18 protein-coding genes are annotated in these 22,374 nt (G+C 42.6%); 9 read left to right on the forward strand and 9 right to left on the reverse strand.

Annotated elements, in window-relative coordinates:
- Positions 1-51: 51 nt before the first annotated feature.
- The 5 genes from FTU36_RS05245 to FTU36_RS05265 all read right to left on the reverse strand — a co-directional run bounded on the left by FTU36_RS05245 (position 52) and on the right by FTU36_RS05265 (position 9,444).
- Positions 52-675, reverse strand: a complete 624-nt coding sequence (locus FTU36_RS05245) for a molybdenum cofactor guanylyltransferase (RefSeq protein ID WP_373683881.1) — start codon at positions 673-675, stop codon at positions 52-54.
- Positions 675-3,467, reverse strand: coding sequence for a nitrate reductase (locus FTU36_RS05250; protein ID WP_180116940.1), 2,793 nt, complete (start codon positions 3,465-3,467; stop codon positions 675-677). Before FTU36_RS05250 ends, FTU36_RS05245 begins: the two co-directional genes overlap by 1 nt.
- A gap of 291 nt (positions 3,468-3,758) precedes the next feature.
- Entirely contained in the window at positions 3,759-5,369 is a 1,611-nt protein-coding gene (nirD, locus tag FTU36_RS05255) for a nitrite reductase small subunit NirD (protein WP_180116942.1), read from the reverse strand.
- Positions 5,370-5,481: 112 nt separating this feature from the next.
- Entirely contained in the window at positions 5,482-8,028 is a 2,547-nt protein-coding gene (nirB, locus tag FTU36_RS05260) for a nitrite reductase large subunit NirB (RefSeq protein ID WP_218954380.1), read from the reverse strand.
- Between the two features lie 66 nt (positions 8,029-8,094).
- A complete protein-coding gene (locus FTU36_RS05265; RefSeq protein WP_180054753.1) occupies positions 8,095-9,444 on the reverse strand; it encodes an MFS transporter in 1,350 nt (449 codons plus the stop codon).
- A gap of 446 nt (positions 9,445-9,890) precedes the next feature.
- Here FTU36_RS05265 and FTU36_RS05270 point away from each other — a divergent pair, with 446 nt between their 5' ends.
- Both FTU36_RS05270 and FTU36_RS05275 read left to right on the forward strand, forming a co-directional pair.
- Entirely contained in the window at positions 9,891-10,478 is a 588-nt protein-coding gene (locus FTU36_RS05270; protein ID WP_180116944.1) for an ANTAR domain-containing protein, read from the forward strand.
- 3 nt (positions 10,479-10,481) lie between these two features.
- Positions 10,482-11,477, forward strand: a complete 996-nt coding sequence (locus tag FTU36_RS05275; RefSeq protein ID WP_180116946.1) for an ABC transporter substrate-binding protein — start codon at positions 10,482-10,484, stop codon at positions 11,475-11,477.
- A 76-nt stretch (positions 11,478-11,553) separates the two neighbouring features.
- On the opposite strand, the gene catM is transcribed toward FTU36_RS05275, so the two are convergent.
- Positions 11,554-12,477 carry a cis,cis-muconate-binding transcription regulator CatM gene (catM, locus tag FTU36_RS05280; RefSeq protein WP_078193763.1) on the reverse strand — a complete coding sequence of 308 codons (924 nt, stop codon included), beginning with the start codon at positions 12,475-12,477 and terminating at the stop codon, positions 11,554-11,556.
- A gap of 103 nt (positions 12,478-12,580) precedes the next feature.
- Between catM and FTU36_RS05285 the strand changes: the two genes are divergently transcribed.
- The 7 genes from FTU36_RS05285 to FTU36_RS05315 all read left to right on the forward strand — a co-directional run bounded on the left by FTU36_RS05285 (position 12,581) and on the right by FTU36_RS05315 (position 18,045).
- On the forward strand, positions 12,581-13,690 hold the full coding sequence (locus tag FTU36_RS05285; RefSeq protein WP_180116948.1) for a muconate/chloromuconate family cycloisomerase: 1,110 nt from the start codon (positions 12,581-12,583) through the stop codon (positions 13,688-13,690).
- A 20-nt stretch (positions 13,691-13,710) separates the two neighbouring features.
- Positions 13,711-14,001: a muconolactone Delta-isomerase gene (catC, locus tag FTU36_RS05290; RefSeq protein ID WP_078190886.1), complete on the forward strand. Its 291-nt coding sequence runs from the start codon at positions 13,711-13,713 to the stop codon at positions 13,999-14,001.
- Positions 14,002-14,155: 154 nt separating this feature from the next.
- Positions 14,156-14,842, forward strand: coding sequence for a 3-oxoacid CoA-transferase subunit A (locus tag FTU36_RS05295; RefSeq protein WP_180116949.1), 687 nt, complete (start codon positions 14,156-14,158; stop codon positions 14,840-14,842).
- A gap of 19 nt (positions 14,843-14,861) precedes the next feature.
- Complete coding sequence (locus tag FTU36_RS05300; protein WP_180116951.1) at positions 14,862-15,512, forward strand: 3-oxoacid CoA-transferase subunit B; 651 nt, start codon at positions 14,862-14,864, stop codon at positions 15,510-15,512.
- A 125-nt stretch (positions 15,513-15,637) separates the two neighbouring features.
- Complete coding sequence (gene pcaF / locus FTU36_RS05305) at positions 15,638-16,843, forward strand: 3-oxoadipyl-CoA thiolase (RefSeq protein WP_180116953.1); 1,206 nt, start codon at positions 15,638-15,640, stop codon at positions 16,841-16,843.
- Between the two features lie 66 nt (positions 16,844-16,909).
- Entirely contained in the window at positions 16,910-17,689 is a 780-nt protein-coding gene (pcaD, locus tag FTU36_RS05310) for a 3-oxoadipate enol-lactonase (protein ID WP_180116955.1), read from the forward strand.
- Positions 17,690-17,760: 71 nt separating this feature from the next.
- Positions 17,761-18,045, forward strand: coding sequence for a hypothetical protein (locus FTU36_RS05315; RefSeq protein WP_257222556.1), 285 nt, complete (start codon positions 17,761-17,763; stop codon positions 18,043-18,045).
- 125 nt (positions 18,046-18,170) lie between these two features.
- On the opposite strand, the gene FTU36_RS05320 is transcribed toward FTU36_RS05315, so the two are convergent.
- From FTU36_RS05320 to FTU36_RS05330, 3 genes are all read right to left on the reverse strand, one after another.
- Complete coding sequence (locus FTU36_RS05320; RefSeq protein ID WP_180106099.1) at positions 18,171-19,409, reverse strand: CaiB/BaiF CoA-transferase family protein; 1,239 nt, start codon at positions 19,407-19,409, stop codon at positions 18,171-18,173.
- 51 nt (positions 19,410-19,460) lie between these two features.
- Positions 19,461-20,888, reverse strand: a complete 1,428-nt coding sequence (locus tag FTU36_RS05325) for an MFS transporter (protein WP_180116957.1) — start codon at positions 20,886-20,888, stop codon at positions 19,461-19,463.
- A 209-nt stretch (positions 20,889-21,097) separates the two neighbouring features.
- Positions 21,098-22,318, reverse strand: a complete 1,221-nt coding sequence (locus FTU36_RS05330) for an acyl-CoA dehydrogenase (RefSeq protein ID WP_180116963.1) — start codon at positions 22,316-22,318, stop codon at positions 21,098-21,100.
- Positions 22,319-22,374: the final 56 nt, after the last annotated feature.

A 22,374-nucleotide genomic window follows, 5' to 3' on the forward strand; every position in this document is an offset into this window, starting at 1 on the left:
AGCACATTAGGCTCATTATTTGAAATGAAAGCTCCGCAAAAGGTACAGCTTTTAGAGAAAATTCAGCTGACGGTGCTGCTGCAGCTCATCTAGAGAGTTAATGCTGTGAAAAAAGAGTGCATTATTTTGAAAACGTGCAACTTGCATGTGCATTTTACTAAAACACCCCTTCAAACTGCGCTGTTTTTGATCAAGATGCACCTGCAGCATTGTGAGACTGCTTCGTTTCAGCAAACAAAATGGATACAGCGCTTTGCCATTAATTTCCACTACAGCTACTTCACACAAGGGATCCCGCTGCATGGCCTGATGCAATCTCGAAAGCACTTTCTTCGGGATATAGGTCACATCGCACGGGACAAACAAAACATAATCAGACTCAACATGTGACCACGCGCTTTTCATCCCTATCAATGGCCCTAAAAATCCGGCTTCATCATCTTGATAAAAGCGGATCGAGGGAATGAGCCGTTTATAAATCGAATGGTCACGATGGCTGTTGATCCAGACATTTTCAACCCGTGATTTCAACTGCTGATGGATCTTAATCAGCTGAATTTCATTATCAAATTTTTGCAGCACTTTATTCATTCCGTTCATTCTGCGGGCCTGACCACCCGCCAAAATAACCAAGTCTGTTTCTGGATAGCCTACTGATTTGGTGATTTTCTTCATCATTCTGCGTACTCCGTCTGACAGGCTTTAATCAAACCCCGTATTTCTGCTAAGCACGAACCGCAATTACCGCCGGCTTTTAAACATGCTGTGACTTGTTTTTCATGGCTAATATTCTTTTCTTTAATGGTTTCGATAATGGTATTTTTGCCGACTTTAAAGCAGCTGCACACCAGCGGACCTGCACTGTTGGTCATATTCATTGGCTGACCTGCCAGCAGCGCTTTGCGGTGCATTGCGCTCAGCCGTTCACGCTTAAACATGCCTGCAATCCAATCACGATCAGGCAGCAATGCTCTAGGCGCAATATACAAGCTTGCAATCAGATGACCGTCTTGCAGAACCACAGAATGGCTTAAATGTGCCGTTTGATCCTCTAAATTCAGCCATTCAAATGATTCGTCAGTAAATGGCAGCAAGTTTTTCAGCTGCTGCGCTATAGTGCTGAATTTTTGACGGTTTGCAAGTTCATAGCGAGTAGCTTTTGCTGTGGTGACTTTAGTCCACCAAATCGTATTTTGAATGGTAGATTGCACAATGTGTTCAAAGCCCTGACGCACGTACAGCACGCCTTGCCACTGTGTATAAAACGGCTGTACAAATACAGGTGTATGTTTAAATTCAGGCTCACCAGATAGTGCATCGACCACAGGATTCACCACTTTGCCTATACGCGCATCCGATGCGACTTGGTCATTCCAATGAATTGGCGCAAAGATTTGACCGCGTCGAATTTTACTGCTGACCTGTGCACGTAAAATACATAAGCCCCACTGTGATTTCACCTCAACCAGTTCACCATCTTTAACACCAAATTTCAGTGCATCTTGCGGGTGTATTTCACAAAATGGCTCAGCGATATGCGTACTCAAATTTGCAGATAAACCTGTACGGCTCATGGTGTGCCATTGGTCACGGATACGGCCAGTATTTAAAATCAGCGGATATTCGCTGCAAACCTTATTTAGAGGATCAACAGCGGTTGTCGCGACAAATTTGGCTTTTGCATCGGCATGACTGAATTGGCCTGCTGCAAACAAACGGCTGACTGCATCAGCGCACTGATCTAACCGCCAAACTGGCCATTGCACAGGCTTTAATTCATCATAATCTTGTGCAGATAACTTACTTAAACCCTGCAAGTTAAAGTAGCGGAAAGACTCAGTGGTATCACGTTGATCTAAAGGCGCATTTTGATAAGCAGATAATTTTGCATGTTCAATAAATATGTCATAGCTGCTGCTGTAGTCAAAACCGCTATAACCCATCTTTTTCGCAACTTGTGCAATAGACCACCAGTCTGCTCTGGATTCACCCGGCGCATCTAAAAATGCAGTTTGACGTGAAATACGGCGTTCAGAATTGGTCACGGTTCCGTCTTTTTCACCCCAGCCCAATGCAGGTAAAAGCACATCTGCATATATTGCTGTGTCTGTGTCTTTGCAAATATCCGACACCACTACAAACTCGCATTGCTCTAAGGCACGTTTGACTTGATCTGCATCTGGTAAGCTAACTACAGGATTAGTAGCCATAATCCAGATGACTTTTATTTTGCCGCTTTCAACCGCCTGAAACAGATCAACCGCTTTTAATCCCGCTTTATTGGCAATAAATGGACTTTGCCAAAACGCTTGTACTAATGCCTGATGCGCTGTGTTATCGACATCTAAGTGCGCAGCCAGCATATTGGCTAAGCCGCCAACCTCGCGGCCACCCATTGCATTGGGCTGACCTGTCATAGAAAAAGGCGCTGCACCTAATTTTCCGATTTTGCCAGTCAGCAAATGGCAGTTAATAATACTGTTGGCTTTGTCTACACCGCGCGAAGACTGATTAACCCCCATAGAAAATAGGCTCATGACCTTTTCTGTTTTGGCAAATTTTTCAAAGAAAATATTTAATTTTTCTAATGAAATACCTGTGCGTTCTGCAACAGCTTCAATAGATGCTTCTGATTCACTTTGTTGCAAAGCCTGAGCTAAACCTTGTGTATGACTCGCTATAAATTCAAGATCGCTATAATTATTTTTAACTAAGTACTGAAGTAAGCCGTTAAACAATGCAACGTCTTGGCCAGGTAAAATTGGCAAGTGCAAATCTGCAGCTTCACATGTACTGGTAAAACGCGGATCTATCACGACAACAAATAAATCACGTTCTTCTTTGGCTTTCATTATGCGCTGATACAGCACTGGATGGCACCAAGCAGTATTAGAACCCACCAAAACAACCATGTCAGTGTGTTCAAAGTCTTCATAGCTTGCTGGTACAAGATCTTCACCAAATGCACGCTTATGTGCCGCCACAGCCGATGACATGCAAAGCCGTGAATTGGTGTCAATATTTGCCGTACCTAAATAGCCTTTGACAAATTTGTTAACGGCATAGTAATCCTCCGTCAGCAGTTGGCCCGACACATAAAAAGCGATGCTTTCACGTCCGTAAAGATCTATACATTGCTGAAATTTTTCGGCAATCAGTGCTGTTGCTGTGTTCCAATCTGTAGCCTGACGAGTATGAAATGGTGATGTTTGACGCCCAAGCATCGGCTGTAAAACACGTGTTTCTAATCCCATCGTATCGGCTAAGTTACTGCCTTTAATGCACAGCTTGCCATAGTTTGATGGATGGTTCGCATCGCCAGTCACGCTCACTTTTTGCCCTAAAGCTGTCTGTTCAACTGTTGCGCTCACGCCGCAGCCGACACCGCAATATGGACAAGTGGTTTGCGTTGTTTTAATTTTATTTTCTGTGGAGCTATGCAGTTCCACGATCGGGATGCTATTCACTTCTGCTGGCTCCTTTTCCAAACTTTTTTAAACACTTAACACGCTCGAATCGGTGTCTTTTCATTTACGTTTATATTTAAAGGTCAACATTCGGTTCGACCTACTTTTCTTTCGGGAAAAGTAGGCAAAACCATTGTCATCCGCTGAACTCGTCCACTACCGGCTTCTAACAGATGTATTGCAAATACATGACTATTCATCTGCAATCCTGCCTTAAACAACAGCGGATGACGTTATCGCGTATCCAATGACGATTTAAATCTTGTATCTTTTTTTATCAGGGCGATTCCGTTACCCTGCTTTCTTTAATGCAAAATCCTTACCAAACAGCAATTTGTTTCGGATACTTGAAATTGGAGTTTGATCTGAAATCAATTCTGCATACCACGCACCGTCTTCTGTATCACCAAACAGCACAGCGCCAATCACTCTATCTTTTTGAATAATAATGCGTTTATAAATTTGACGCTTTTCATCATTCAAAATGATGTCTTCAAAATCATCCTGCGGTTCAAAGTTTCCTGCTGAAAATACGTCACAGCCGCTGACTTTTAACTGCGTCGGAACCGTAGGCGCTTTGAAGGTTAAGCTGCCATGTTCAGCCAAATGTGATGCACAAATGAAAGCCTGTCCCCAAAGCGGTTCAACCAGACCAAAGGTTTGACTGCGGTGTTCAATACATTCCCCAACGGCATATATACTTGGGTCAAAGGTTTGCATGGTGTCATTCACCATCACACCGCGTCCGCATCGAAGCCCTGCACTTTGTGCCAATGCAATATTTGGACGAATACCAACTGCAAACACGACAAGATCTGCAGCTAATACCGTGCCATCCTGCAAACGTAATTGCGTCACATGACTATCTTGCCCAATTAACTCTTGGGTATTCGCTGCAGTCAAAATCCGAATGCCTTTTTGCTCAATCGCTGATTTCAGCATCAGGCTGGCTTTTTCATCCAGCTGACGGTCCATAATACGATCCATCAAATGCAATACCGTAACATTCATGCCACGCTGTTTCAGACCATAAGCTGCTTCTAGCCCTAATAAACCGCCGCCAATCACCACTGCATTTTTCTTCGTTTTGCAGTAGTCCAGCATTTTGTTGACATCATAAATATCACGGAAGCTTAAAACGCCTTTGAAGTCAGTTCCCGGTATTGGTGGAATAAACGGCTTAGAACCTGTTGCTAAAATCAGACGGTCATAATCGATGACCAAGCCTTTTTCTGTGTATACCTGCTTGCGCGGACGGTCTATGCGTACCGCCGCATCACCTGCTACAAAACGGATATTTTTGTCTTTATACCAAGCATGTGAATGCAGCATGATATCTTCAATGGTTTTATCACCTGAAAGCACAGGTGAAAGCATAATTCGGTTGTAATTACCCCAAGGTTCTTCACCAATGACCGTAATTTCATAACGCTCTGGCGCCATATCCAGCAGATCTTCTAAGCAACGCATACCTGCTAAGCCATTGCCGACCAAAACAAGTTTCATCAACTCAGACGATGGCGCGTTATTGGTAATATAGGTTTTTTGAGCAGTTGGACTAATCAGCACACGGCCATTTTCAATTTTGCTTGGAAAAACCAAGAGTTTTTGGTCTTTATCTTCTAAGCAGCGTCCAGTAGCAAGGCTGAAATGCTGTTTATAAATGGGTGATGCCACAACACGCTCACCCTGCAAGTCACCAATAATACCGCGGGACATAACATAGGCTTGACTAAACGGATCTTGATTGCTCAGTGCATAAACCCGCTTTTCTTCACCGACACGGAATATCGCAATTTGCTGATTTTCAATCAGTGCGCCCACACCTGTATTTGGCGTAATATCTTCTAATGCACAAACATCAAACCAGTCTAAATCATTCATTTCTTTTAAAATTGTCATATTTTTGATCCTTTTTAAACTTCTTTTAGTTCACCATCTTTCGTTTCCGCTTTAGCGAGAAAGCGAATGAGGATGTAAACCAAATAAAAGAAGTTTTAAATTCGTTATTCTCTTAAGCTTCAACCACTGGAATGCGTGACGAATCGCGTTCAGCTTCTGTTTTCGGTCTGATTTGACCGCGAACAGATGCAAACTGAATATGCGGATCATTTTGCTGTTCTGCTTTTGCATTCACGAAAGTCACAAAGCGTTTACGTACTTCAGGATCTTCTACAGCGGTACGCCATTCATCTTGATATGTACCCACAACATGGCTCATACGGCGTTCAAGTTCAGCCGCTACGCCAAGCGAATCATTCACAACGACATCTTTCAGGTAATCTAAACCACCTTCCATGTTGTCGCGCCATACAGAAGTACGCTGCAAACGGTCTGCTGTTTGAATGTAGAACATAAAGAAACGGTCAATGTATTTGATCAATGTTTGCGTATCTAAGTCTGATGCCAAAAGCTCTGCGTGACGCGGCTTCATACCGCCGTTACCGCATACATAAAGGTTCCAGCCTTTTTCTGTCGCAATCACGCCTACATCTTTACTTTGCGCCTCAGCACATTCACGGGTACAGCCCGACACAGCCATTTTCAGTTTGTGCGGTGAGCGAAGGCCTTTGTAGCGGTTCTCTAAAAAAATCGCCAAGCCGACTGAATCGTCCACGCCATAACGGCACCAAGTACTGCCGACACAAGATTTCACCGTACGCAGTGATTTGCCGTAGGCATGGCCAGACTCAAAACCAGCAGCAATCAATTTTTCCCAGATTTCAGGCAGTTGATGCACTTGTGCACCAAACATATCAACACGCTGACCGCCTGTAAGTTTGGTATATAGACCATATTCTTTAGCAATTTGACCCACGGCAATTAATCCGTCCGGAGTAACTTCACCGCCAGCCATACGCGGTACTACTGAATATGAACCATCTTTTTGGATATTGCCGAGGTAGTAGTCATTACTGTCTTGCAGGCCCGCATGGCTTGGTTTAAGTACAAAGTCATTCCAGCATGACGCTAGGATATTGGCTGCCGTCGGTTTACAGATGTCACAGCCTAAACCATGGCCATGCTGTTGAATCAGATCATCAAAGGTTTTGATTTCGTTCACACGTACCAAGTGATAGAGCTCTTGGCGTGAATATGCAAAGTGTTCACATAAATGGTTATTTACAGTTACACCTTGACGCTGAAGCTCCGATTTGAGGACTTGAGTGACTAATGGTGCACAGCCGCCGCAAGCTGTTGCAGCTTTGGTGCATTTTTTCAATGCGCCTAAAGAAGTCGATCCGTCTGCAATGGCTGAGCAAATGTCTGCTTTAGAGACGTTGTTACATGAACAAATCGTTGCGCTGTCTGGCAGCAGATCGACACCGCTGCCGCCCGATTTACCTGCAGATTGTGCATAGCCCGGCATGATGAGGCTTTCTGGGCTTTCTGGAACTTCTAAGCCATTCAGCATCATCTGCAGCAGGTCATTGTATTCTTTAGCACAGCCCACCAATACCGCGCCAAGCAGCTTCGTTTTCTCTGCATTCACGACTATTTTTTTATAAACCTGAGCTGCTTCATCTGCATAGAAATAGCTTAAGGAATTTGGCGTCATTGCATGCGCATCACCTACAGATGCAACATCAACCCCCATCAGTTTCAACTTGGTGCTCATATCTGCACCAGCGAAAAGCGTGCAGTTTTGTTCCATTACATGCTTTGCTGCAATACGCGCCATGTCATAGCCCGGCGCAACCAGGCCATAAATTTTATTTTGCCAAAGCGCACATTCACCAATGGCATAAATGTCAGGGTTTGAAGTTTGGCAATAGTCATTAATCGCAATTCCGCCACGCTCACCAATGGCTAGACCGCTTTGGCGCGCTAATTCATCGCGCGGGCGGATACCTGCAGAGAATAAGATGATATCGGTTTCCAGTTCAGAACCATCACCAAACTTCATCACGTGCTTCGCATTTGCACCATCTTCGATGCAAGATGTCGCTTTTTGCGTATGGACTTTAACACCTAGATTTTCAATTTTAGAGCGTAAAACTTTACCGCCTAGATCATCAATCTGAACTGCCATTAAGCGTGGTGCAAATTCAACAACATGGGTTTCTAAGTTTAAATCACGCAGCGCTTTTGCTGCTTCCAGACCCAATAAACCGCCGCCGATCACCACACCTGTTTTAGCATTCAAGCTTGCGGCACGGATGGCATCCAAGTCTTCAATGGTACGGTACACAAAGCAGTTTTCACGCTCATTGCCTGGAATTGGCGGCACAAATGCATATGAACCTGTTGCGAGCACCAGCTTGTCAAAAGAAAGAATATCACCGTGATTGGTCGTGACCGTTTTATTACGCTGATCAATTTCAACCGCTTTGGTGCTCAGGCGTAAATCTATACCGTATGCATCAGCAAAGTCGCTGCGGCACAGGGTTAAATCTTTAGCCGATTTACCGCTGAAATATTCAGTTAAATGCACACGGTCATAGGCTAAACGCGGCTCTTCAGCCAAAATGGTTAATTCAACATCATCACCTGCGTGTTCCAGTACAGATTCGATAAATTTATGGCCAACCATGCCATGTCCAATCATGATGATTTTCATATTCTTTCTCCGCAAGATTTTTTTATTTGCCCCTAAATCGCGATGTTTAGAGGCAACTTTTCAGTATTAGTTTTGAGCTTCAGCTAAATTTCGTTCATTTACAGCTTGTTCAAATAGGCGCTGTTCTTTTTCTTTATGCTCTACAGAGAAGCGGATCATCAGTACACAGCTTGCAGCGATAACCACTAGACCGCCCAACACCATAAGCGTGGTTTGAATATCCAGCATGCCTTTAAGCAAGAAGCCTGCAGCCACTGCACCTACGTTACCGCCTGCACCGATAATGCCTGCCACGCCGCCTAAAGCATCACGGTCAATGAATGGCACCAAGGCATAGGTTGCGCCGCACGCCATGTGAGTGAAGAGTGCAAAGACTGTCATTGCAAGAATGGCGAAGATTGGCGTGCTCATTTGCGAGAACAGAATTAAAAACAGCCCTTCGAGCAGAATCATGGCGAATAACACTTTGGTACGGCCATCTAAGCCTTTTTTAGTCGCGACTTTGTCCGAAACAATGCCGCCTAGCGCGCGGGCAAACAGTGCAAGCAAACCAAAAATACCTGCTGCCATACCTGCTTCTTTTAATCCAAAGCTGAAGTGGTCGACGTAGTACATTGCTACAATGTTGTGAATAAAGATTTCAATACCGAAGCAAGCTGCGTAAGCGCCAAATAGAATCCATACACGGTAATTGCGTGCTGCATGCATTAGAATTGCCAAGCCGCCCTTTTTGTCACTGCCAACACTGATGCCTTGTTCGCGAAGTTCTTTAAAGTTGCCTTGCGGACAGTCTTGTGTGAACTTCCAGTAAAGCGCACCAACAATCAGCATCATCACACCGGGTACAATCAGCGCAATACGCCAGCCCATCGCTTGCTCTACACCAAACATAACGAGTGCGCCAAGCAGTAAAGGCATAAGGGCTTGAGTTGCACCGCCGCCTGCATTGCCCCAGCCTGCTGTTGCAGCATTGGCTGTACCCACCACATTAGGCGCAAACATAATGCTTGTATGGTATTGCGTGATGACGAAGCTTGCGCCAATCGCGCCGATCAGCAAGCGGAAGAAAAGAAAGGATTCATAGCTGCTCGCAGATGCAACCCCAAAGACTGGAATACTGCCGATGATTAATAAAGCTGTATAGGTTTTACGCGGGCCATATTTATCACATAAAGGGCCGACAATCAGGCGGACTAAAATCGTGATCGCAACAGCGGCAATATTAATATTGGCAATTTGATCTTTCGTGAGGTGAAATTCGCCAGCAATCACTGGCATCAACGGTGCACAGGCAAACCATGCAAAGAAGCAAACAAAGAATGCGAGCCAACTCATGTGGAAGGCCCGCATTGCTGCTGAAGAAAAATTAAATAGACTTATTTTTGTGGCTTTTTTGGCATTTAAATTTGAAGACATAACCTTCTCCTGACTGAACTGAACGCATGAATTACTCGGTTATGTCGCTAACACATAACAGAGTCGATCAGAACGGACGTCGTTGGCCGTCTAACAAATTTTTAGAGTCTTCTTTGACTCAATAAGTATTAAGCACGATACGTGCCAAGTTTTTATTTCAATCGTAAATTTCATCTCTATATTTAAGCATTGAGCGCCGATCTATCCGAAAATAAGCGAATTAAGGTAAATAGATAGTCAATATGCCTATAGAGATGCGGCTGAATGTTCAAACGTGGTTCAGCCCTGCACAAGATCAGTGCACGGAAATGGTTCAATTTTAAAATGTGCATATAACCAAGCTAAAATTTAGAAGCAGATTTATATTTTGTATTGTCTTAAAATTTGGCATTTAAATTGCTTAGAAAACTCAATACGTATTTGTTTGGCTCTGTCTGAGTGTTTGCATGCCAAAACTAAAAATAGCCCTAATTGATGATGATCAAGAACGCGCTGAATTTATTCAAGCCTCATTAATTCAACATGACTTTGATGTGGTCGCTAGTTTCATGATTGATCATTTAAATATGTCATATCTGCAAAATATTCAGGCAGATGTGATTTTATTGGATATGGATCATCCACATCGCGATGTCATTGAAAGCTGTGTCAGCCAATTTGACTTACCGACTGTTCTGTTCACTAAAAATTCGAGTCTTGAAATCATCCGAAGCGCGATTGATGCGGGTGTCACGGCATATATTGTCGATGGTATTGACCCTGCACGTTTGAATAGCATTTTAGAAATTTCGATTGAACAATATAAAAAGCATAAAAAACTGCTGAATGATTTGGCTGAAACCAAGTGCAAACTGGCCGATCGAAAAGATATTGAAAAAGCCAAAGTGCTTTTAATACAAATGCATGGTTTAACCGAAGATCAAGCATTTAATTTGCTGAGAAAAAATGCCATGAGTCACCGTATGACGATGAGTGAAATGGCGCGCCGACTGCTTGATGCGCAAGCGCTGTTACAGTCTCAATTTAAGGAATAAACCATGCAAAAGCTTGAAAAAACTGATATTCAATTGGGCTATATTCCTTTACTTGACTGTGTTGCTTTGCTCTGGGCAGAACATCAAGGTTATTTTGCGGAACAAGGGTTGAACGTCATGCTGACTCAAGAACCATCTTGGGCAAGTTTACGCGACCGTCTAGCTTTTGGTTTTTTAGATGTAGCACACTGTTTATCGGCCATGCTGCCTGCGTCTGTGACGGGCAAAGACCATCTCGGCATTCCCTTACAAACCTCTCTTACACTCAGTACTAACTGCGCTTATATTAGTTTGAGTCAAAAGCTGTGCTATGAATTAAATATCCATGCTTTAGATCTACCAATTAATTCAGCAGAGAAAATCGTATCTGCGATAAAACAGAATCAAACGATTCAGTTGGCGCATGTTTTTCAGCATTCGATTCATCATTATATTCTAAGAGAATGGCTGGCACTTGCAGACACAGAAATTGCTCAAACGCAAACGTTTTCAACTTTACCACCGCCTTATATGGTCGAAGCAATATCAACGCAACGAATTGATGTATTTTGTGTCGGAGAGCCGTGGAATACGCAAGCTGAAATACAAGGCTATAGTCGTATTATCGTCAATAGCCAAGATATTATTGATCATATTCCAGATAAAGTTTTGGCTTTTACCCATGATTGGGCAGAAAAACATCCTAATACCTTAAACGCAATCAATCTTGCCATCCAAAAAGCCCAAAACGATCTGCTTCAACAAACGCATTTTTCTGAAATATTTTCTTTGTTAAAGCAATATCACATCATCCGTTTTGATTGTTCTGAGCAGATTCACGTCGAGGCTTTTCATCGGATCAAAAGCATCATTCAAAATTTTGGCAAGACCCAAGCGCCACAAACTTCAGACTTTGAATGGATGATTCAAAAAATGCAGCAATACGATCAATTAAATATTGAAGATGAAAAGGTTTTTGAAATAGCACAATCTTGTATTTATCAGGATGCTTTGGGCTAAATTTGTTGATGTTCCATAAGACTCTATCATTGAACAGCGGATCTTATGCAGCATTGATCATGAAACCTTAATTTAGTTATGCATCTGCATCGATGGCGCGTAAGTCGATATTTTCTTCAACGAAGACTTCACGAATGCAATCCAGTATCTTTGGAATGTAATTACTATGATCCATATTGCGTACCGACAAAGAGATTGGACTATAGGCTTCCAAATCTAAGATTGGGATGTACATCAAATTTTTCATGCCAATATCACTGGCACTTTCAGGAATCAAGGAAATGCCCTCTCCCGACGCCACTAAGCCCAAAGCCATATGAATTTCACGCACTTCGGTTAAATGTTTAGGTACAAGTCCTAATTCGGTAAATATCGATTGAATGAGCGTGGAAAAATTCGGTTTCGGTGTCGTTGGATAGGCAAAAATGGGTTCATCTAAAATTTGAGAAAGATAAATGCCTTTGTCTTTAAATTCAGCCAAATGATGATTTTTATGAATAGCTAAACGTAGCGCTTCTTTTCTTAATAAAATACGTTTAATGGACGGATCAGTTAATCGAAGTCGTCCAAAACCAATATCAATTCGACCGGTTTTTAAGGCTTCAATCTGGTCGCGTGTGCCACATTCTATGAGTTCAACATGAATATCTGGGTTACGTTGTCGAAATAAATAAATAATTTGCGGCAATAATGCGTATAAAAGCGAACTGACATAACCAATGCGGACAGTTTTATCGACGGCATTAATTCGCTGTGCCATGGTTGTGGCCTGAGCGGTATGCGTCAATATCTGTACAGCATGCTCATAAAAGAACATACCAGCTTCTGTGGTTTTCACGGGTCTAGAACCACGCTCAAACAAGGTAATGCCCAGTTCTTCTTCAAGCTTTTGAATTTGGCGGCTCAAAGGCGGCTGAGCAATACATAATTTTTCTGCTGCCTTGGTAATACTTTGCTCTTCAACCACGGTGACAAAGTAACGTAAGTGCCTTAATTCCATTTATATACCTTTTAAGTATCTAAAAATACCAAAATCGCTCTAGTTAAAGATATTACATTAAATTAGGGTATATAAATAGTTGGATAGATAAGAAATACGCAAGATGTATAAGTCGATTGAAACCCTGCTCGTGGAAATCCCAACAATCCGTCCGCACAAGATGGCTGTTGCAACCATGCAAACGCAAACCCTTGTTTTGATTAAAATCACCACCGAAGATGGTTATATCGGTTGGGGTGAAGCGACGACGATTGGTGGTCTAGGCTATGGTGAAGAAAGCCCTGAAAGCATTCGTACCAATATTGAAACTTATTTTAGTCCTTTACTGAAAACTCTCACTGGTTTGAATGTTGCTCAAACCATGCAAGCTATTAAACGTAGTATTAACGGCAATCGCTTTGCTAAATGTGCCATTCAAACGGCGCTACTCGATATTTTGGCGCAGCGTTTAAATCTGCCCTTAAGTGAAGTATTGGGCGGCCGTTTACGTGACAGCTTGCCTGTTCTTTGGGTACTTGCATCTGGCAATACGGAAAAAGACATTGCCGAAGCACAAAAGATGATTGCGGCAAAACGACACAATATTTTCAAACTCAAAATAGGTTCACGCCCCGTTGAAGCTGATGTTGAGCATGTTTTAGCCATTAAAAAAGCGTTAGGTTCGGACATTTCTATCCGTGTGGATGTTAACCGTGCATGGTCTGAATTAGATGCCATTAAAGGCATTCAATTATTACAAGATGGTGGTGTTGACCTGATTGAGCAGCCTTGTGCAATTGATAACATTGACGCAATGCGCCGTTTAACTCGTCGTTTTGATATTGCCATTATGGCAGATGAATCATTGATGGGTCCGCAAACGGCATATCAACTTGCGCGGCACAATTCTGCCTCTGTTTTTGCAGTTAAAGTTGCACAGTCTGGCGGTTTAATCGAAGGCTGTGAGGTTTCAAAAATCGCCAAACTTGCGGGTATCGATTTATATGGTGGAACCATGCTTGAAGGCCCTGTGGGCACTATTGCATCGGCACATGCATTTTCTACATTTGACAATTTAGCTTATGGCACAGAGCTTTTTGGTCCATTGCTGTTAACTGAAGAAATTTTAAAAAACCCACTTCAATATCAAGATTTCGAACTCAAGATTCCGACCACAGCAGGTTTAGGGATTGAAATTGATGAAAACAAAATTGATGACTTACGTCGTAAATAATATTTAGCTAGGAGTGAGAAATGCTTTTCCAAGTACGCATGGATGTCAATATTCCATTAGATATGCCAGTCGAAAAAGCCAATGAAATTAAAGCTGTAGAAAAAGCTTATTCACAAGATCTACAACGTCAAGGCAAATGGCGTCATATCTGGCGCATCACTGGTCAATATTCAAATATCAGTATTTTTGATGTTGAAAGCAATGAAGAGTTACACAACATTTTACAAGGATTGCCCCTTTACCCGTATATGAATATTGAAGTTATGGCTTTAAATCGTCATCCCTCTTCTGTTCGTAGTGATGATAGCTGATGCGATTGGATTCCAATTGTGTAGCACATGATTTGAGTCCATTGATCTGCATTTTTAAGTTTGTAAATATTTGAAATAAAAGATTATCTGCCTTACATGACTGAAGTGGTTAGTCAGGTAAATAGTTTTATCGTTCTTGATGAAGGATCGTAGCATGATTGATAAAAGTACCGCTTCCTTAACAGAAGCACTTTCTCAAATTAAGGATGGATCAACCATTATGATCGGCGGCTTCGGTACGGCTGGTCAGCCTGCTGAACTGATTGATGGATTGATAGAACTTGGCATCAAAGATCTCATCATCGTCAACAACAATGCAGGGAATGGTGACTATGGATTGGCTAAATTACTCAAAGCCGGTGCTGTTCGTAAGATGATTTGTTCTTTCCCTCGCCAATCCGACTCTTGGGTGTTCGATGAGCTATACCGTGCAGGAAAAATAGAACTTGAGCTTGTACCACAAGGTAATTTGGCTTGCCGTATCCAGGCGGCAGGCATGGGTTTGGGTCCAATTTATACACCAACAGGTTTTGGTACGTTGTTGGCAGAAGGCAAACCTACACTCAATTATGAAGGCAAAGATTTTGTCCTCGAAAATCCAATTAAAGCCGATTTTGCTTTAATCAAAGCGCATCAGGGCGACCACTGGGGGAACTTGGTTTACAACAAATCAGCGCGTAACTTTGGCCCCATTATGGCCATGGCGGCAGATGTGACAATTGCTCAAGTTTCTGAAGTTGTTGAACTTGGTGCATTGGACCCAGAGCACATTATTACCCCTGGCATTTTTGTACAACATGTTGTGGCTGTTCAACCTGCACAGCTTGAGCAATCTGCATAAATCACGTGAGGAAAGAACCATGAGCTATACCAAATTAACCCGTGATCAAATTGCAGAACGTGTTGCACAAGATATTCCAGATGGCGCTTATGTCAATTTAGGCATTGGCTTGCCCACTAAAATTTCAAATTATTTACCAACAGACAAAGATGTTTTTCTACATTCAGAAAATGGCCTTTTGGCTTTTGGTCCTCCTCCGGCTAAAGGCGAAGAAGACCCTGAATTAATTAATGCAGGAAAAGAGTTTGTCACTATGCAAACGGGTGGCTGCTTTTTTCATCACGGTGAATCTTTTGCCATGATGCGTGGCGGTCATTTAGATATTGCAGTATTAGGCGCTTTTCAGGTTGCCCAAAATGGTGACTTAGCAAATTGGCATACTGGTGCGCCAGATGCAATTCCTGCTGTAGGTGGTGCAATGGATTTGGCTGTTGGGGCGAAAAAAGTCTTTATTACTACAGACCATGTGACCAAAAAAGGTGAACCGAAAATTGTAGCTGAATTGTCATACCCTGCGACAGGCCTGCAATGTGTCGATCGTATTTACACAGATTTGTGCGTGATTGATGTAACAGTTGAAGGCATGAAAGTGATTGAAAAAGTTGAGGGTCTGAGCTTTGACGAATTACAGTCAATGACTGGTGCAAAGCTGATAGATACGACAGCATAAAGCAAAAAGTCCCTCCTTGATTAAAGGAGGGATTTAGGGAGGATTAATATTCAAAAATTAACTTCCTGTAAATCCCTCCCAACCTCCCGTTAAAAGGGAGGAGCTGAGTTTTTAGGATTTATAAAATGAAAAATGCCTATATTATTGATGCAATCCGTACCCCTTTCGGTCGCTATGCGGGCGGTTTAGCAGCAGTACGTACCGATGACCTAGGTGCCTTACCTATCAAGGCACTGATGCAGCGAAATCCAAGTATTGCTTGGGAGTCTGTTGATGACGTGATTTACGGCTGTGCGAACCAAGCCGGTGAAGATAACCGTAATGTTGCACGAATGTCGTCGCTACTCGCAGGTGTACCTTTTCAAGTTCCTGCTACAACTGTGAACCGACTTTGTGGTTCATCACTTGATGCAATTGCGATGGCAGCCCGTGCAATTAAAGCAAATGAAGCAGACTTAATTATTGCTGGCGGTGTTGAAAGTATGTCCCGTGCGCCCTTTGTTATGGGTAAATCGGAAAGTGCTTATGGACGCAGCCAAAGGATAGAAGACACCACCATGGGCTGGCGTTTTATCAATCCAATACTCAAACAAATGTATGGCGTGGAAACCATGCCTCAAACCGCTGAAAATGTGGCAGAACAATTCAATATTAACCGTGCTGATCAAGATGCTTTTGCCTTAGAAAGTCAGCGCCGTACAGCTGCTGCACAAGCCAATGGTTTTTTTGAGAAAGAAATCATCCCTGTAATCATTCCACAGCGTAAAGGCGACCCACTGATAGTCGATACAGATGAGCATCCACGTGCATCAACGACAGCAGAAGGTTTAGCAAAACTCAAACCTGTGGTGAAAGCAGATGGTACGGTAACTGCGGGCAATGCTTCAGGAATCAATGATGGTGCGGCTGCACTACTGATTGCTTCAGATGATGCTGTTAACAAATTTAAGTTAAAGCCACGAGCCAAAATTATTGCAGCAACGGTGGTGGGTGTTGAACCCAAAATCATGGGTTTTGGTCCTGCGCCTGCCATCAAAAAGCTGTTAGCTCAAACAGGTCTAAGCCTTAAACAAATGGATGTGATCGAGCTGAATGAAGCTTTTGCGGCTCAAGCCTTAGCGGTTACCCGTGAACTAGGTTTGGAAGATGGTGCTAAACATGTCAATCCAAACGGTGGCGCTATTGCTTTGGGGCATCCTTTAGGTGCATCTGGAGCCCGTTTAGTGACGACTGCGTTAAATCAACTTGAGGCAATTTCAGGTCAATATGCCCTCTGTTCGATGTGCATTGGTGTCGGTCAAGGCATCGCTTTGATTATTGAACGTGTTTAATCCTCAATAAAAGTCCTCCTTCTCATAGGGGGATTTAGGAGATTTATAAAATTAAGGATTCAAAATATGCCTACATTCATATCCAATGATGCAACGATTAATTACGCAACTTTTGGTGATACCAACAAACCTGCGATTGTCTTTTCTAATTCTTTAGGCACAAAGTTCAGCATGTGGAAGCCTCAGATAGAGGCGCTGCAGCAGGATTATTTTGTCATTTGTTATGATACACGTGGTCATGGTGCATCTTCTGCCCCTCAAGGGCCTTATAGCCTTGATCAATTGGGTACAGATGTCATCCATTTATTGGATCATTTAAATAATCAACAGGCCACATTTTGTGGAATATCGATGGGTGGTTTAACAGGTCAATGGCTTGCAATACATCATCCTGAACGCTTTAACCATGTCATTGTATGCAATACCGCTGCAAAAATTGGGCAAGAATCAGCTTGGAATGAACGTGCACAGTTAGTCCGTCAACAAGGTCTGAAACCAATTGCAGAAACGGCAGCATCACGATGGTTTACAGAACCCTTTATCCAAAGTAACACGGCAACTGTACAATCTTTGAGTAACGACCTCGGAGCTGGCAGCCCAGAAGGTTATGCAAGTTGTTGTGAAGCTTTGGCTAAAGCGGATTTACGCAATGAAATCTCGTCTATTCACGTACCTGTATTAATTATTGCAGGTCAACAAGACCCTGTAACTACAGTTGCAGATGGTCAATTCATGCAAGAACGCATTGCAAATAGCCAATTATTTGAAATTAATGCATCGCATATTTCAAACATCGAACAGCCAGATGCATTTAATCAGGCTTTGCAGAATTTTATACAGCAATAATAAGCAGCTGAACAAATTCAATGTAATGTTATTAAAATAGAGCCTTGCCATTGTGCAGGGCTTTATTTCGTTTGAAGGCTTATACTCTCATCAATGGAGGTGGTATCGATGATCTTGCTGTGCAATTAGTAGACTTGAAAAATAGGCATATAAATGCTTATTGCGTGCAGCATTGCGGAAATTGGTTTGTGTATAATCCAGAATTTGAATGTTATAGCTTAAAGAAAAAATATCAAGGCGCAAAAGTATGGACATCTCTTTCATACGAAAAAATAAAGACCGTATTGCAGGCCCAAGCTTTAATGAATAATTATACTTTATCTAGAAAATTAACATTAAAAGCACTCCGTAAATGAATATTGATATTGAAAAAGACCGAAGTATTGGAGTCCTTCGGTCTAAACTTTTAACTCCACTCATTCCACATAGGCGTTTAAGCCCATATATTGAAGAATAGTTTGAAGAATAATCCCATGAAATTTTAAGCTGCAGGATGATTGAGTTGATCAATGATGCCTTGTGCAGCCAATTCATTTAATTCAGCTTCAGTTTTAAATTGGGACAAAATTTCGATTGTGTGCTGCCCTAACTGCGGTGGTGCATGACGGTATTCTACAGGCGTATCAGATAATTTCATCGGTGATCCAATCACTTTAAAATCATGATTTAAAGCATGTGGAATATTCACCACCATTTGACGATGTTGAATTTGCGGTTCATTTAATGCATCTTCTACAGAGTTGATTACACCCACTGGCACTTTTACCGCATGAATCGCATCAACCCAAACTTGAGCATCTTGAGTGAGAAAATAAGCACTCAATAATGGAATTAATTCTTCACGGTGCTTCACTCGATCTTGATTACGTAAATAGTTTGGTTGATCTAGCAGTTCTGTATAGCCAATCGCAATACACAAATCTTTAAATTGTTTGTCATTACCACAGGCAATAATAAATTCTTTATCTTTAGCTTTAAAGGTTTGATACGGTACAATATTCGGGTGATTATTTCCCATGCGCTTGGGTGCTTTGCCCGAGGTCAAATAGTTCATACCTTGATTGGCCAAAGCCGCTACCTGTACATCGAGTAATGACATATCAATATATTGACCGCGTCCAGTATGTTGCCGCGCCAACAATGCCGCCTGAATAGCAATGGTTGAGTACAGTCCGGTCTGAATATCGACCACAGCGACCCCCACCTTTTGTGCTCCGCCACCCATCACATCATCAGCTTCACCAGTAATACTCATCAGACCTGACATGCCTTGAATAATAAAGTCATAGCCTGGTTCTTCCGCGCGTGGCCCATCCTGACCAAAACCTGTAATTGAGCAATATACGATATTTGGATTTAGCGCACTGAGCGATGCATAATCCAAACCATATTTGGCAAGTGAGCCTGCTTTGTAGTTTTCAATCACGACATCTGCCGTTTTAGCAATTTCACGGACTAGGGCTTGCCCTTCTTCACTAGCAATATCAATGGCTACAGAATATTTATTGCGGTTCGCACATTGGTAATAGCCTGATTCTTTCGTCGCTTGACCTTGCTGATTTGGCATCCAAGGTGGTCCCCACATACGGGTATCATCCCCGACTTTAGGACGCTCAATTTTGATTACCTCTGCACCTAAATCAGCCAATATTTGACCGCACCAAGGACCTGCCAAAACACGGCTTAAGTCCAATACGCGAATTCCTTTTAATGCACCCATAGTTCACTCCAGATGTGCCATAGTATTGAGCTATGGCACAGATATTTTTAATTATTTTACTGTTGCAGTTTTTGCAGACGCTTTTTGCTCTGCATCAGCAACATGTGTATCTAAACTTGCCAGTTTTTCTTTTTCCGCATCTGAAGAAAGTGATGCTTGCTGTGGGTCATATTGGCGTTCACGGATGAACAAGCCTGGAATAACACCTGCAATAAAGTAAGCAGCACCCATTACAATAAAGGCCATGGTGAATGATCCGCCAGCGGCAATCATACCAATGGTTGCTGGTGCTATGGCTGCGCCTAAACGTCCCATATTGTAAGCACCGCCAATAGCCGTACCGCGTACATCCGTCGAGAAGCTTTCTGCCATATAAGTTGCATTTACACCGTATGGAATACCGTATAGGAAACCGAAAGTTACGAGTAAATAGGCGATGTTGGTTGGTGTGTTATAGAAAATGATGATCGGTAAGAATGCTGCCGTAGCTACCGTACCAAACACAAAGGTAATACGACGTCCGAACTTGTCAGCGGCATAGCCTGCTAAAATTTTACCCAAAATCATGGCGGTATATGCACCTACCATATAGCCAGTCATGGCTTTAAAGTTCATGCTGAGTTCAGTTTCTAAATACGTTGGCATCCAATTGTTGACACCGTAATAACCGAATTGTAGAAATGCAGCGGTCGACATCCAAAGGAAAAACATTTTGCGATGATTGGTATGTCCAAAAATACGTTTATAAATGCTTTCAGAAGGTGCGTTTTGCTTGGCTGCAGCTTGCTGCTGTACAGGTTCAAGCTTTAATTCACGGCGTTTTATCTGCTCAATTTTTGCTTCCTGCCAAGATTTTGGCTCAGGAACAAAACGCATAAAGATCAGGGCAAATGCAGCAGGAATAATGGTGACATAAAATAGCATCCGCCAGCCGTGATCTGGAATAATGGCACCCGCCATCAGCGTTGCAACGATATAACCCACGGTTTGACCGGTTTGCAAAGTCCCAAGTACCGTTGTGCGATATTTGGTTGGCACATATTCTGCCATCAGCGTATTACACGCCATGTAAAGAGAACCCAGTCCAAAAGCGCCAATAAAACGTAAAATTAAAAATTGTTCATAGCCTTGGGTAAAGCCTAAGATACAGGTCATGATCGAGAAAAATACGACCGACCAAGCAATGGTTTTCACACGGCCGAATTTATCGCACGCCCATCCACCCGAAATACCACCCAGCGCCATCCCTGCTAAAGAAGAGCTACCAAGCATACCTGCTTGAAATGTACTTAAACCAAATTCAGCCTTTAAACTGGTGAGACTGAATGACAGCAACATGATGTCTACACCATCAATCACCAAAGAAATAAAGGCAAAAATAAAAGCCATTTTCCAAGTGTTGCTTGTAATACGATGCATCGTGCCCACGTTAGAAGGCAATTTGAGCGTTCCTGCTCCGTTTTGCATTTCGTTATTCATTTCCTTGTTCCTCATTTTCCCAAATGAGTCATCGGCATTCCTATGTCTGCACATTTGCCTTTTTTATTCTTTTTATTTCATCACTGCTCAGGCTATTGCACAGAGTTACAAGAGTGTTTCACGATGAATCCTTTATTGATTAAGTTTATTTTTGCATAAAAAGTCTCTAAGGCACTCTATTCAGAGCGCCCTATTGATATTGAATTCAATTAGTTACCAAAAGCCGCGATGCCTGTTTGCGCACGACCTAAGATCAGTGCATGTACATCATGCGTTCCTTCATACGTGTTGACGACTTCGAGATTGACTAGATGGCGGGCAACACCAAACTCATCAGAAATGCCGTTACCACCCATCATGTCACGCGCAACACGGGCAATATCTAAAGCCTTGCCACAGTTGTTACGTTTAATGAGTGATGTGCCTTCTACAGCAGCAATGCCTTCATCTTTCATACGTCCAAATCGAAGCGCAGCTTGTAAACCCAAGGCAATCTCAGTTTGCATATCTGCAAGTTTCTTTTGAATCAGCTGATTCGCAGCCAATGGTCGACCAAACTGTTTACGGTCCATGGTGTATTGGTGTGCTGTATGCCAACAGAACTCAGCTGCGCCCATTGCGCCCCAAGCGATACCATAACGAGCACTATTTAGACAGGTAAATGGACCTTTTAAACCACGTACTTCTGGAAAAGCGTTCTCTTCAGGGACAAAAACATTGTCCATGACAATTTCACCGGTAATCGATGCACGTAAGCCAACTTTACCGTGAATCGCTGGTGCTGATAGCCCTTCCCAGCCTTTTTCCAAAATAAAACCACGAATGTCACCTACATTGCCTTCATGCGATACTTCTTTCGCCCAAACAACAAACACTTCGGCAATTGGGCTGTTGGTAATCCACATTTTTGCACCCGTGAGACGATAGCCACCTTCGACCTTTTTTGCACGAGTAATCATGCTACCTGGGTCAGAGCCATGATCTGGTTCAGTTAAACCAAAACAGCCAATGTATTCGCCTGTTGCCAGTTTTGGTAGGTATTTCTGTTTTTGCGCTTCAGAGCCAAATTCATTAATTGGCACCATCACCAAAGAACTTTGAACGCTGGCCATTGAACGGTAGCCAGAATCAACATATTCAATTTCACGTGCAACGAGACCATAACTAACATAGTTTAGACCTGCGCCGCCGTATTGCTCTGGAATCGTTGGGCCAAGTAAGCCAAGTTCGCCCATTTCTCGGAAAATAGATGCATCGGTTTTTTCATGGCGGAATTGTTCGAGTACACGTGGCTGTAAACGCTCTTGACAGTATGCATGCGCAGTATCGCGAATCATGCGTTCTTCTTCAGTTAATTGCTGTTCCAAAAGAAACGGGTCTTGCCAGTTAAATTGTACTTTTGCCTTTTTTACATTGACCATTTGATTCATCGCATCCTCTGCTTTTTCAGGTTTTCGTTGTTTTATTTGATGCTATGTGTGAAAAG

Source organism: Acinetobacter sp. YH12096 (assembly GCF_013419215.1).
Taxonomy (GTDB): Bacteria; Pseudomonadota; Gammaproteobacteria; order Pseudomonadales; family Moraxellaceae; genus Acinetobacter; species Acinetobacter amyesii.

Excerpts from the sequence above, each read along its gene's own strand:
- pcaD (WP_180116955.1), top strand. The coding sequence starts at position 16,910 with ATGCCTACATTCATATCCAATGATGCAACGATTAATTACGCAACTTTT.
- FTU36_RS05320 (WP_180106099.1), bottom strand. The coding sequence starts at position 19,409 with ATGGGTGCATTAAAAGGAATTCGCGTATTGGACTTAAGCCGTGTTTTG.
- FTU36_RS05270 (WP_180116944.1), top strand. The coding sequence starts at position 9,891 with ATGCCAAAACTAAAAATAGCCCTAATTGATGATGATCAAGAACGCGCT.
- FTU36_RS05275 (WP_180116946.1), top strand. The coding sequence starts at position 10,482 with ATGCAAAAGCTTGAAAAAACTGATATTCAATTGGGCTATATTCCTTTA.
- catM (WP_078193763.1), bottom strand. The coding sequence starts at position 12,477 with ATGGAATTAAGGCACTTACGTTACTTTGTCACCGTGGTTGAAGAGCAA.
- pcaF (WP_180116953.1), top strand. The coding sequence starts at position 15,638 with ATGAAAAATGCCTATATTATTGATGCAATCCGTACCCCTTTCGGTCGC.
- catC (WP_078190886.1), top strand. The coding sequence starts at position 13,711 with ATGCTTTTCCAAGTACGCATGGATGTCAATATTCCATTAGATATGCCA.
- FTU36_RS05325 (WP_180116957.1), bottom strand. The coding sequence starts at position 20,888 with ATGAATAACGAAATGCAAAACGGAGCAGGAACGCTCAAATTGCCTTCT.
- FTU36_RS05245 (WP_373683881.1), bottom strand. The coding sequence starts at position 675 with ATGAAGAAAATCACCAAATCAGTAGGCTATCCAGAAACAGACTTGGTT.
- FTU36_RS05330 (WP_180116963.1), bottom strand. The coding sequence starts at position 22,318 with ATGAATCAAATGGTCAATGTAAAAAAGGCAAAAGTACAATTTAACTGG.
- nirD (WP_180116942.1), bottom strand. The coding sequence starts at position 5,369 with ATGACAATTTTAAAAGAAATGAATGATTTAGACTGGTTTGATGTTTGT.
- FTU36_RS05295 (WP_180116949.1), top strand. The coding sequence starts at position 14,156 with ATGATTGATAAAAGTACCGCTTCCTTAACAGAAGCACTTTCTCAAATT.
- FTU36_RS05285 (WP_180116948.1), top strand. The coding sequence starts at position 12,581 with ATGTATAAGTCGATTGAAACCCTGCTCGTGGAAATCCCAACAATCCGT.
- nirB (WP_218954380.1), bottom strand. The coding sequence starts at position 8,028 with ATGAAAATCATCATGATTGGACATGGCATGGTTGGCCATAAATTTATC.
- FTU36_RS05300 (WP_180116951.1), top strand. The coding sequence starts at position 14,862 with ATGAGCTATACCAAATTAACCCGTGATCAAATTGCAGAACGTGTTGCA.
- FTU36_RS05265 (WP_180054753.1), bottom strand. The coding sequence starts at position 9,444 with ATGTCTTCAAATTTAAATGCCAAAAAAGCCACAAAAATAAGTCTATTT.